Origin of the sequence: Geobacter sp. FeAm09 (genome assembly GCF_008330225.1) — a bacterium.
Lineage (GTDB): Bacteria > Desulfobacterota > Desulfuromonadia > Geobacterales > Pseudopelobacteraceae > Oryzomonas.
In genome coordinates this window covers 862,350-874,521 of record NZ_CP042466.1, presented here as the reverse complement: position 1 = coordinate 874,521, position 12,172 = coordinate 862,350, and the positions used below count along the sequence as shown (strand labels likewise).

Here is a 12,172-nt window from a genome sequence, read left to right as displayed (position 1 = left end):
ATGCTGCTAAACTGCTTTACCCCTGAATTGCCCCTTGGTTTTCTCTGTGTCTCCGTGTCTCTGTGGCGGGTTTCCCGTTTTTGCTTTAATGCCTGAAGTGCCGCATGCCGGTGAACACCATGGCGATGCCATGCTCGTTGGCTGCTTTGATGACCTCTTCGTCCCGCACGCTCCCCCCCGGCTGGATGACGGCCGTGACCCCGGCCTCGACGGCGGCGTCCACCCCGTCCCGGAACGGGAAGAAGGCGTCGGACGCCAGCACCGTCCCTTGGGTGGGCAGCAGGGCCTTCTGCACGGCGATCTTGGAGGAATCTACCCGGGACATCTGGCCGGCCCCGATCCCCACGGTCTGGTCCCGGTTGGTAAAGACGATGGCGTTGGACTTGACGTGCTTGCACACCCGCCAGGCAAAATCGAGGGAAGCATATTCCGAGGCGGTCGGGGTGCGCTCGGTCACCACGCGGCAGTCGGCCGCCCGCACCATGCCCCGGTCGCGTCCCTGGACCAGCAGGCCCCCCACAACCTTCTTCAGGTCGTACCCCCGGGGCTCGTACTCTCCCAGAAGCGGCACCTGCATCACCCGCACGTTCTTCTTGGCCTTGAAGATCTCCAGGGCTTCGTCGCTGTAGCCGGGGGCGATGACCGCTTCCAGGAAGGTGGAGGCCAGCTCCCGGGCGATGTCCGCGTCCACCTGGCGGTTGAAGCCGACGATGCCGCCATAGGCCGAAACCGGATCGCATTCCCGTGCCTTGAGGTAGGCGCTCAGCGGCGTAGCGGACAGGGCCACGCCACAGGGGTTGGTGTGTTTGATGATGACCGCCGCGCTCTGCTCGAATTCCTTGACCGTCTCGATGGCGGCATCCAGGTCGATGATGTTGTTGAAGGAAAGCTCCTTGCCCTGCAACTGCACGGCGTTGGAGACGCACGGCTCGGCGATGTCCTTCTCCACGTAGAAGGCGGCCGACTGCTGGGGGTTCTCGCCGTAGCGCAGGTCCTGGGCCTTCTTGACCTGGATGGTGAAGGTGGCCGGATACTCCTGGGGCTCCTCCCCGAGACGCGCTCCCAGGTAATTGGAGATGGCGCCGTCGTAGGCGGCGGTGTGCTGGAAGACCTTCACCGCCAGGCCGTAGTTGGTGGCGGCGGAGACGGCCCCCTTGGACTCCTTCATCTCCTCCAGGACCGTGGCGTAATCGGTGCAGTCCACGATCACGGTCACGTCCGGGTAGTTCTTGGCGGCCGAGCGGAGCATGGTGGGGCCGCCGATGTCGATATTCTCGATGGCGTCCTCCAGCAGGCACCCCGGTTTGGCCACGGTGGCCTCGAAGGGATACAGGTTGACGACCACCATGTCGATGTTCTCGATGCCGTGTTCCTTCATCTTGGCCACGTGGGCCGGATTACTGCGCATGCCGAGCAGGCCGCCGTGTACCTTGGGATGCAGGGTCTTGACCCGGCCATCCAGCATCTCGGGGAAGCCGGTGAACTCGGACACGTCCTTGACGGTCAGCCCCGCCTCGCGCAGCAGCTTGGCCGTGCCGCCGGTGGAGAGGATCTCCACCCCGTACTCGGCCAGTTGCCTGGAAAATTCGATGATGCCGGTCTTGTCGGAAACGCTGATAAGCGCCCTGGTGATCTTGGCCATTGGTAACTGCTCCTTCTCTATCTCAAATTGGTAATCGGAAAACCTCAACAACTTACACCTGCCACAGAGACACAGAGACACGGAGAACGTCAAAAGCCAAAACGGTTTAGGACAAAAATCTTGGTTTTCTCTGAGTCTCTGTGTCTCTGTGGCAGAATTTACGGTTTTATCTTGTTTGTGCTTACGGCTGCGGGAAATCTATATGCCGCATGAACATGCTCTCGAACAGCGGCGTGCCCGAGAGCGGCACCACCCGGCACCGTTTGCCGAGCCGTTCCACGGATTCGAAACCGTCGCTCGCCGCCAGGGCCCGTTCCACGCCGACCAGCGCCCCTTCGGGGGTAAATCTCGATTTTTGTACCATGCCTTCGTCGAAAATTCCAATGGTTTTAAGCCACGAGGGACGTAAAACGGCACCGAAGGAACCGGTCAGGAGCACCTCGCGCAGGCCCGGCAAAGGTATGCCGGCGCACTCGGCCAGCACCTCCATGCCGGCCCGGATGGCACCCTTGGCCAACTGGATCTGGCGGACGTCTCCCTGGGTGAGGAACAGTGCTCCCCGGGCGTCCCGGTGGATGACAAAGGCGCTCTCCCCCTCCTGTTCGACCACCCGCTGCCCCAGGTTCGAGGGGATCTCGACGCTGGTACGCAGCCGCCCCCCCGCTTCCAGAATCCCGTGGCCCAGCAGTTCCGTGACCAATTCGATGGCGGCCGAACCGCAGATGCCCACCGGCTCCCGGTTGCCCAGGGTAGCGATCCTGACCCGCTCCCCTTCGATGCGGATGGCAGTGATGGCCCCCGGCAGGGCGGCCATGCCGCAGGAGAGGTTGCCCCCCTCGAAAGCCGGCCCGGCGGCGGCCGAGGTTGCCCAGATGGTGTCGCCCGCGGTCAGGGCCATCTCGCCGTTGGTCCCCAGGTCCAGACAGAGGGTGGCCTCTCCCGGTTGGGCGCCGTAGAGGAAGGCGATCGTATCCCCCCCCACGAAGCCGCCCGGCATGGGAAAGAGATACACCGGGGCCGCGCCCTCCCACCCCAACTCCGCCGTCGTCACCTGCCTGCCGCCGCTGAACAGGGGGCGGTAGGGGGGAAAGGCCAGGGTCTTCACCGGCAGCCCCAACAGCAGGTGCTGCATGGCCGGGTTCCCGGCGATGGCGACCTGCCTGACCCCACTCCACGGGACGCCGCACTCCGCGCACAGCTCGTGGGCCAGGCGCCGCAGTTCGGCGCGGATCAGGGCGGCCATCTCCTGCAACGCCCCGTCGGAGTGCACGGCAGCGTCCAGGCGCGACACCACGTCGGCCCCGAAGCGGCGCTGGGGGTTCATGCCGCCGGTCATGGCCAGCCGCTTGCCGACGGCGCGATCAACAAGCGAAACGGCCAGGGTGGTGGTCCCCAGATCCATGGCCAGGGCGTAGCCGGCCATCAGTTCATCTCGATGGGGTGGGATTGCCGGGGAAGCACCTCGCCTACCTGGCGGGCAAAGATGCCGCGTTCTCCGGCCTGGGCCAGGAACCGTGCCGCATCTTCATGGCTCAGGGCGATGAGGAGCCCGCCGGAGGTCTGGGGATCGAAGAGCGGCAGCAAGGCCTCGTCGCGGGTGTCCCGGCCGCTCACCAGGGGGGCGTAATGATCCCGGTTGCGGTAGCAGCCGGCCGGCACCATGCCGTCGCCCACCAGCCCGGTCACGCCGGACATGAGGGAGATGGCGTCGAGCCGCAGGCGGATGGTCACCCCGGCCCCGCGGGCCATCTCGCTGCAATGGCCGATCAGGCCGAAACCGGTCACGTCGGTGGCGGCGGAGGCGTTGCATTCCCGCATCAGCTCGGCGCCCGCCCGGTTGGAGGTGGTCATCCAGGCAGAGGCCGCGGCCACCGCCACCTCCGGGGCCATTTCCCCCTTGACGGCGGTGGAGATGATGCCGGTGCCCAGGGGCTTGGTCAGGACCAGTTGGTCCCCCGGCCGGGCGGTGGAGTTGCGGATGATGGCGGCGGGGTCCACCAGGCCGGTCACGGAGAGGCCGTACTTCAACTCGTCGTCCTCCACCGTATGCCCGCCCACCAGACAGACCCCGGCCTCTTTCAGCACGCTGTTACCCCCGGCCAGGATCTCGCCCAGGATCTCGCCCGGCAGGGAACAGGCCGGGAAGAACACCAGGTTCATGGCGGTCACCGGGCGGGCGCCCATGGCATAGACATCGGAGATGGCATTGGTGGCGGCGACACGGCCGAAGGTGAAGGGATCGTCCACCGGTGGGGTGATGATATCGGCCGTCTCCACCAGGGCGCACTCCGGCGCTATCCGGTAGACCCCGGCGTCGTCGGAGGTCTCGGGGCCTACAAGCAGGTTTTCGTCGCGGTACTCCCAAAGCCCGTCCAGGGCTTTCGCCAGGCCCGCAGGGCCCAGTTTCGCGGCTCAACCGGCGGCTTTTACCAGTTGCGTCAGCTTGATCATGTGGTCAATCGCTCCCTTGTAATGCATGTAACAACATAAAGAATATCCCGCCCACAACAACAGCTCACCACGGAGGATACGGAGGGGCACGGAGGAAAACAAGATTCTTAAAGCAAGGCGACCGCACATTCGAATCTAATTCTATTCAACGACGGTTAATCGCCTCGTTGTTTGTTTTTCCTCCGATGGTCCTCCGTGGTAACTACAGGCTTTTGTCCTTTAACTCGATTTCAGATAAATCCGGGGTACCCGCTTGCTGATGCCGCAGAAGATCTCGTAGGGGATGGTGCCGGCCAGGGTGGCCAGCTCCTCGGCGTGGATGCAGTTTCCCGCCCCGTCCGGGCCGATGAGGACCACCTCGTCCCCCACGGCCACGCCGGGGATATGGGTCACGTCCAGCATGATCCAGTCCATGCAGACCGTGCCGGCCACCCGGGCCCGTTGGCCGCGGATCAACGCCTCGCCCCGGTTGGTGAGGGTGCGGGGGTAGCCGTCGGCATACCCCACCGGCACACTGGCGATCAGGGTCCGTTCGGCGGCGGTGAAGCGACGGGCATAGCTGATGGTGGTGCCCGACTCCACCCATTTCAGCATGGCGATGCGGCTTTTGAGGCGCATGACCGGCCGGAGGTCCAGTTTTCCCTGAAAATCGGGCGAGGGGATGGCTCCGTAGAGCACGATGCCGGGGCGGACCAGATTGCAGCCGGCGTTGTCCCGGAGCAGGGCCGCGGCGCTGTTGGCGATGTGGACGTAACGGGGGGAGAAGCCGGCCTTGCGGGCCGCGGCCACCACCCAGGAGAAACGCTCGGCCTGGATGCGGGTGAAGTGCTGGCCCGACTCGTCCAGTTCGTCGGCGCTGGCGAAGTGGGAGACGATCCCCTCCAGGGTGATGTTGGGCAGCTTCTTCAGCTCAGCCAGGAACGCCGGGGCCTCGGCGTAGGTGATCCCCAGGCGCCCCATGCCGGTGTCGATCTTGAGGTGGACCTGGGCCTTGCGAAAGAGTTTGCCGGCCGCCTGGTTGAGCGCCTGGGCCTGTTCCAGGGTGAAGAGCGCGGTGGAGATATTGTAGCCGATGCATTTGCGCTCCTGCCCCGGATACACCCCGCCCAAGAGCAGGATCGGCTTGTCGATGCCGCTTTTACGCAGTTGTATCCCCTCGGCCAGGAAAGCGACGCCAAAGGCGTTCACCCCCAGGGCCTCCAGTTCATGGCTGATGTCCATGAAACCGTGGCCGTAGGCGTCGGCCTTGACCACCGCCAGGATCTCGGTCCGGCGGGGAATGGCAGCCCGGATAACCTCAAAATTGTGGCGCAGGGCGTCGAGATCGATCTCGGCGAATGTGGGACGGCTGTCGTACACGACCGTGATGCTCCTTGTTTCGGAATAAAGGCGAGACAGTGTCTCAGGAAGGGGTTATTACCACGTCCGGCCCTGGCTGTAAAGGGAAAGGGGGCGCCGTTGCCGGCGGGACAGTCCCCTGCCGGCACGGCCGCGGCCGGTGCCGATTCTACACCAATGTCCGGGAAATTACGGACACAAGTGTCCGTAATTTTACCCACATAATACGTTGGTTTTCTCGACAGACAAAATGTGAAAAAAATGCTATTACCATTCACACTGTCCTGTCATATCACCATAATTTCACAGATGATGGAAGCGTTCGGTGCGCACAATCGGCATCACGACGATCTACAGCAGTGCATTCAGGTACGCGGTATCACGTTCCCTATTACACTAATGCAGTACCAGGAGGTTTTGTATGAATTGGTGGATACCTTTGGTTCGCCTGTTCCTGATCGGCTGGATCGGGTTAGGCCTCGCCCTTCCGGCAACGGCCGCCGACATCGATCCCGTGAACGCTCCCAAGACGGCCGCCCTGCGGGAGATCGTCTTCATCGATGCCGCCGTTCAGGATGCACGGGTCCTGGCGGACGGGGTCCGGCCGGGACTGGAGGTTGTCCGGCTTAAGGCCGGAGGCGACGGAATGGCTCAGATCGGCGCAGTGCTGGCAGACAGGCGGGACCTGAAGGCCATTCATATCGTTTCCCACGGCGAGCCGGGCATGGTTTTCCTGGGGGCCGGTCTTTTGTCGACGGAACGCCTGGAAGGCTATGATCCGCAGATGAAGATAATCGGCAGGTCGTTGCAAAAAGGTGGGAACATCCTGCTGTACGGCTGCTCGGTGGCGCGCGGCCCCCTTGGACAACGGTTCATCGCAAAACTGGCGACGGCAACCGGGGCGGCTGTGGCTGCTTCGGTGGATGCCACCGGCTCGGCCGGCCACCACGGGAACTGGGTGCTGGAACAGCAAAGCGGCGCCATCGATACGCCGGTCGCATTCACGGCAAAGGCCCAGACCGCCTACCCGCACGTGTTGAGCACCTTCGATTTCAGCTCCTTCAGTGGCGATAACAAGCAAACGGTCGATGGCGTGACAGTTACCGTTGCCACGGACAGCGGCGGCTCGCTATCCGCTTCCAGCGGCTATGTCGTGGATACGTCCAATTCGGGCACCTATATCCGGTTCACCTTCAGCCAACCGGTCAATATATCCAGTTTCAACGTCGGTTTCGCGTCCAACAGCGGTGCCGTATCGGCGTTCACCATCCAGGGTTCCAATGGTGCAACGACGTACACCTACTCGGCCACGCCCGGGTATAGCGATCTTTATAGCGGCGGAGCCCCCACCTACACGGTCACCCCGTCCGGATGGGGTCCGGTGACCTCCGTCAAGGTAGCCCGTACCGGCGGTTCGGGCACCGTTACCTTCACGGCCGACACCATCGTCTTTACAGCGGCGGACATCGCGCCGTCCCTCTCCGCCACGGGGGGCACTCCCACCTTTGTGCAGGGGAGCACCACCGGCGCGGATCTTTATGGTACGGTGGCGGCAAACACCAATAATGTTCCGCAGGCCCAGACCTTTACCGGCGCTACGTTTACCGTGACGAATGTGGCCGATGCCACCGAATACCTGACCATCGGCGGCACCGCTATCCCCCTGACCGCCGGCAGCGGAACAATCGGGAGCGGAGGCAATTACACCGTATCCCTTTCAGGCGGCACGGCAACCGTGACGTTGACGAATCTGGGGCGGGACAACAGCGGGATGGCGGCCCTGGTCAACGAGGCCGCGTACAAAAACACCGCCGCGGCGGTAACGACCGGGGACCGTGTCGTCACGCTGGTCAATGTCACCGACAGCGGCAGCACCAGCAACAGCACGACGGTCAGCCTGGCTGCCACGGTCACCGTCTCCACCGGCACCATCGGCAGCGCCCTCTACACCTTTGACACCAATACCAGCGGCACCGCTTTCGCGGACGGCACGATCTCGGGATACGACACCGGTACGACCGGGAACCCGATCATCTACACCCTGAACGGGCATGTTTCCCCCCTGCAGATCACCCTGGCGCCATCGGACAGCAAGGCGGGGTCCAGCCAGAATCTGATTGGAGATGTCTGGGGGGATGGCGGTGACGCGCTGTCGGCCGATCCGAGCGCGACGGCCCCCACCGAGATCAAATTTGCCTTTGCAAACTCGGCGACCTTCGATTTCCAGTCGATCACCATCGGCAATAACGACAACGCCTATTCCGGGGGGACGCTCACCCTCACCTTCACGACCGACAAGGGGCAATGGACGGCAACTTCGCCGCTCGGTTCGTACATGATGAGCGAGCCCAATTTCTCCAACACCTACAATATCGGCGACGAGCTTGCGTCCGACATCTTCGCGGGCGTGAAATGGGTAACTATCACCGCGGCCAGCGGCACCCTGGATTTCAACATCAACACGCTCGTGATCAACAACATCACCCCGCCCAACCTGCCGGCCGTCACCGCCATATCCCCCGCCAACGGCCCGGTATCCGGGGGGACCGCCGTCACCATTACCGGGACCAAATTCACCGGCGCCACGTCGGTCAGATTCGGCGGCGTCGCCGCCGGCAGCTTCAGCGTGGACTCGGCAACGCAGATCACCGCCACCTCGCCGGCCGGGTCGGCGGGCGCCGTCCATATCACGGTAACGACCCCCAACGGCACCAGCGCCACGAGCAGCGCCGACCAGTTCACCTATGCGGCGGTGCCCACGGTCACCGCCGTCTCGCCGACGAGCGGCCCGACTGCCGGGGGGACCAGCGTCACCATCACCGGCACCAACCTCACCGGCGCCACCTCCGTCATGTTCGGCACCACCGCCGCCACCGGCATCACCGTCAACTCGGCTACCCAGATCACGGCCACCGCGCCGGCCGGCTCGCTCGGCACCGTGGATGTCACCGTCACCACGGCGGGCGGCACCAGCGTCACCAGCTCAAGCGACCAGTTCATCTACAAGGCGAGCCAGACCATCACCTTCAACAATCCGGGCGACCAGAACTTCGGCACCACCCCGCCCCTGAACGCCACCGCCTCCTCCGGTCTGACTGTCACCTTCTCCTCCTCCACCACCGGGGTCTGCACCGTCACTACCGGGGGGCCCTGACCTTTCCCGCCACCGGCACCTGCACCATCAACGCCAACCAGACGGGTGACGGCACCTACAACGCGGCCACCACGGTCACCCGCTCCTTCGCCGTCAATGCCGTGGTTCCCGGCGCGCCCGCCATCGGCAGTGCCACCGCCGGCAATACCCAGGCCACGATTGCCTTTACCGGGCCCGCCTTCACCGGCGGGGCGGCCATCACCGGCTATACCGTCACCTCCAACCCGGGCAATCTGACGGCAACGGCGCTCGGCAGCCCCATCACCGTGACCGGGCTCGCCAACGGCACCGCCTACACCTTCACGGTCACAGCTACCAACAGCGCGGGCACCGGCCCCGCCTCGGCCCCCTCCACAAGTTTCACCCCCAAGGGGATCCAGACCATCACCTTCGCCAACCCGGGCGCGCAGAACTTCGGCACCACCCCGACCCTCTCCGCCACCGTCTCCTCCGGCCTGGCGCCCACCTTTACCTCGTCCACCACCGGGGTGTGCACCATCACCCCCGTCGGGGTACTGACCTTTCTCACCACCGGCACCTGCACCATCAATGCCGCCCAGGCGGGCAACGCCGCCTACAACGCCGCCACCACGGTGTCCCGCTCCTTCTCCGTCAATGCCGTGGTCCCCGGCGCGCCCATCATGGGCAGCGCCTCGGCGGGCGACGCCCAGGCCTCGGTAACCTTCACCGCCCCGGCCTTTACCGGCGGTTCTGCCGTCACCTCCTATACCGTTACCACCAACCCCGGCGGCCTCACGGCCACCGGCACCGCCAGCCCGATTACCGTCACCGGGCTCACCAACGGCACCGCCTACACCTTCACGGTGACGGCCACCAACAACGTCGGAACAGGGGCAGCCTCCGCAGCCTCCAGCAGCGTCACCCCCAATCCGGGCCCCGCCGTGGCCAGCGTCGCCGTTCCCGCCAACGGCACCTACAAGATCGGCGACAACCTGGACTTCACCATCATCTGGGACAGCGTCGCCACCGTTACCGGCACCCCGCGCATGGCGCTGGTTATCGGCAGCAGCACGGTCTACGCCACCTATATGTCCGGCTCGGGCACCACCGCCACCCTGTTCCGCTACACCGTGACCGCCGGCCAGAGCGACAGCGACGGCATCACCGTCGGCGCCTTGACCCTCAACGGCGGCACCATCAGAAACAGCGCCAACAGCAACGCCACCCTGACCCTCACCGGTGTCGGAAACACGTCCGGTGTATTGGTCGATACCACGGCGCCGACCCTGCCGGCAGTGAACATCGTGGTCAACAACCAGTCCGATCCGCACAAGATCGTGCTGACGTTCAATAAGGCCCTCAACGCCACCACCATCGGCGCCGCCTCTGCCTGGGCGGCAGCCGCCAACGGCGGCGCCCCGATCTACGCCATCGCCGGCGCGGCGTTGACCGCCGCCAATCAGGTTACCCTGACCCTGGCTGCGGTAGACATCACCACTGCCGCCACCTTCATCACCGACAGCGCCGCCAACGCCCACCTCAGGATCACGCCGCCCGCAACCCTGGCCGACAGCGTCGGCAACACCTACGCCGCCGGTCAGGTCACGGAATCCGGTGCCGCCCATATCCTGGACACCACCCCGCCGGTCCTCGCCAGTGTCGGCATCGGCGCTGCCACCAGCACCGGCGGCACCATGACGGCTATTGCCAGCGAGAAGGCCAAGGGGTACTGGATCGCCGTTGCCGGCGGCGCCACGGCCCCCGCCGTGGCCCAGGTCAAGGCGGGCGTCGCCTACGGCGGCGTCACGGTCGTGGCCGACGGCACCGGGGCACTGCCGGCGGGCAGTGCCGGCAGCATCGCCCTGAACGGTTTAGCGCCCAGCACCGTCTACGACATCTACCTGGTGGCCGAAGACGCAGCGGGCAACGCCACGGCTGCGGTCGCCAAGGCCGTCATTACCACGGGTGCGGCCCTGAAGGTCTCGACCCTGCCCGACGGGGCGGTCACCACCGACACCACCCTCAACGTCAGCGGCACGGCGGGCACCCCGGCCAACCTCAAGAGCCTCACCATCAACGGCACCAGCGTGGCGGTGGCGGCGGACGGCAGTTTCAGCTACCCGGTCCAACTGCTGGCCGGGGCCAATGCCATCACCGTCGTCGCCACCGACATCAGCGGCACCATTGCCACCGACAGCCGCACCATCACCCTGGACAGCAGCGCGCTCCACCTGGCGGTCGCCTATCCGCCGGACAACAAGGCGCTTATCCAGCAGTCCGTCACCGTCACCGGCTCCATCGCGGAACTGCTCGCCAGCGGCACCGCCAAGATCGCGGCCAAAGCCGAGGCCGCCACCGCCGCCGATCCAACCATGGTGGTCAGCTACAGCATCAACGACGGGACGCCCGGCACCGCCACCCTGACCGACGGGACCTATTCCTTCACCGTCGATCTCACCAGCGGCATGAACACCATCCAGATATCGGCGGCGAACGGGGCGGGCAAGACCGCCCAGGCCAAGCGCACGGTCACCTACCAGCCCGCGTTCTCCCTGACGGTCAGCGACCCGGCCAGCGACATCCGCACCCCCCAGACCTCCTACCTGCTGCAAGGGATCGTGGCGGACAACAGCGCACCGGTCACCGTCACCATCACCATGGATGGCCAGACCTACACCCCCACGGTGGACAGCACCACCGGGGCCTTCCAGCAGCAGCTGACCTTCAGCGGCAGCAAGGTCTACCAGGTGAGCGTCACCGCCACCGACGGCAGCGCCACCCTTTCCGTGCCCCGCAACATCATCACCGTGGCCGGGGCCGGATCGGCCTTTACCATCGTGGACGCCCTCACGGCGTTGAAAGCGTCCGTGGGCCTCGTCACTCCGGACCAGAGCCAGATCCTCAGGCTGGATGTGGCCCCCATGGTGAGTGGCGTTTCCGTTGGTGACGGTATGGTGGATATGGAAGACGTCATCATTGTCTTGCGCAAAGCGGTCGGACTACTCTAATCTATTCAACAATTATCCCAAGGAGGATTGCTCCATGAAGACCACCCTGAAACTCATCCTCGCCACCCTCACGCTCGCCGCCCTGTACGGCTGCGGAGGCGGCGGCAACGGCAGCAGCACCCCCACAGCGGTGGCCGACAGCTACGTCTTTCCCAGCGGCACGGCGACCATTACCTTCTCCGCCATGAGCACGGCCCAGCTGGCCGCGCCGGTCAGCGGCATCGACTTCACCGTCACCCTGCCCGCCGGCATGACCCCCACAACCGCCGGTGGCGCATCGGGGCAGATCGACAGCACGACCATCACCGCCGGCTCGGCCCTGACCGGCACCAACCTGGCCTTCGGCACCTATTCCGTATCCACGCGCAAGGCCCACCTCTCCATGGCCACCACCAGCAACAGCTACCGCTCCGGCGAGTTCCTGCGCCTGACCTGCACCGTGGCTTCCGGTACTTCCATCACCCTGGCGCAGTTCAAGGCCGCCAACGATCCGGTGACCATCATCAAGGCCGTGGGGTACGACAGCGCCACCGCCAGCACGGTGGTGCTCACCGACAAGCTCAAAGTCACCATCGGAGCGGTGCGGTAGTTCCAGGTCCGGTGCGAGCGGAACGGAGA

7 protein-coding genes are annotated in these 12,172 nt (G+C 65.0%); 3 read left to right on the top strand and 4 right to left on the bottom strand.

Annotation, left to right across the window (positions count from 1 at the left end; all coding sequences use genetic code 11):
- Positions 1 to 85: 85 nt before the first annotated feature.
- From purH to alr, 4 genes are all read right to left on the bottom strand, one after another.
- Complete coding sequence (gene purH / locus FO488_RS04025) at positions 86 to 1,642, bottom strand: bifunctional phosphoribosylaminoimidazolecarboxamide formyltransferase/IMP cyclohydrolase (protein WP_149209365.1); 1,557 nt, start codon at positions 1,640 to 1,642, stop codon at positions 86 to 88.
- 181 nt (positions 1,643 to 1,823) lie between these two features.
- Complete coding sequence (locus FO488_RS04020) at positions 1,824 to 3,065, bottom strand: ASKHA domain-containing protein (RefSeq protein ID WP_149209364.1); 1,242 nt, start codon at positions 3,063 to 3,065, stop codon at positions 1,824 to 1,826.
- A complete protein-coding gene (gene selD, locus FO488_RS04015; protein ID WP_149209363.1) occupies positions 3,065 to 4,093 on the bottom strand; it encodes a selenide, water dikinase SelD in 1,029 nt (342 codons plus the stop codon). Before selD ends, FO488_RS04020 begins: the two co-directional genes overlap by 1 nt.
- A 219-nt stretch (positions 4,094 to 4,312) precedes the next feature.
- Positions 4,313 to 5,452, bottom strand: a complete 1,140-nt coding sequence (alr, locus tag FO488_RS04010; RefSeq protein ID WP_149209362.1) for an alanine racemase — start codon at positions 5,450 to 5,452, stop codon at positions 4,313 to 4,315.
- A 400-nt stretch (positions 5,453 to 5,852) separates the two neighbouring features.
- On the opposite strand from alr, the gene FO488_RS04005 reads away from it, so the two are divergent.
- The 3 genes from FO488_RS04005 (at position 5,853) to FO488_RS03995 (ending at position 12,143) form a co-directional block, all read left to right on the top strand.
- Complete coding sequence (locus tag FO488_RS04005; RefSeq protein ID WP_149209361.1) at positions 5,853 to 8,585, top strand: DUF4347 domain-containing protein; 2,733 nt, start codon at positions 5,853 to 5,855, stop codon at positions 8,583 to 8,585.
- A gap of 101 nt (positions 8,586 to 8,686) precedes the next feature.
- Positions 8,687 to 11,554 carry an S-layer family protein gene (locus FO488_RS04000; protein WP_168205868.1) on the top strand — a complete coding sequence of 956 codons (2,868 nt, stop codon included), beginning with the start codon at positions 8,687 to 8,689 and terminating at the stop codon, positions 11,552 to 11,554.
- A 34-nt stretch (positions 11,555 to 11,588) separates the two neighbouring features.
- Positions 11,589 to 12,143, top strand: a complete 555-nt coding sequence (locus tag FO488_RS03995; RefSeq protein WP_149209359.1) for a hypothetical protein — start codon at positions 11,589 to 11,591, stop codon at positions 12,141 to 12,143.
- Positions 12,144 to 12,172: the final 29 nt, after the last annotated feature.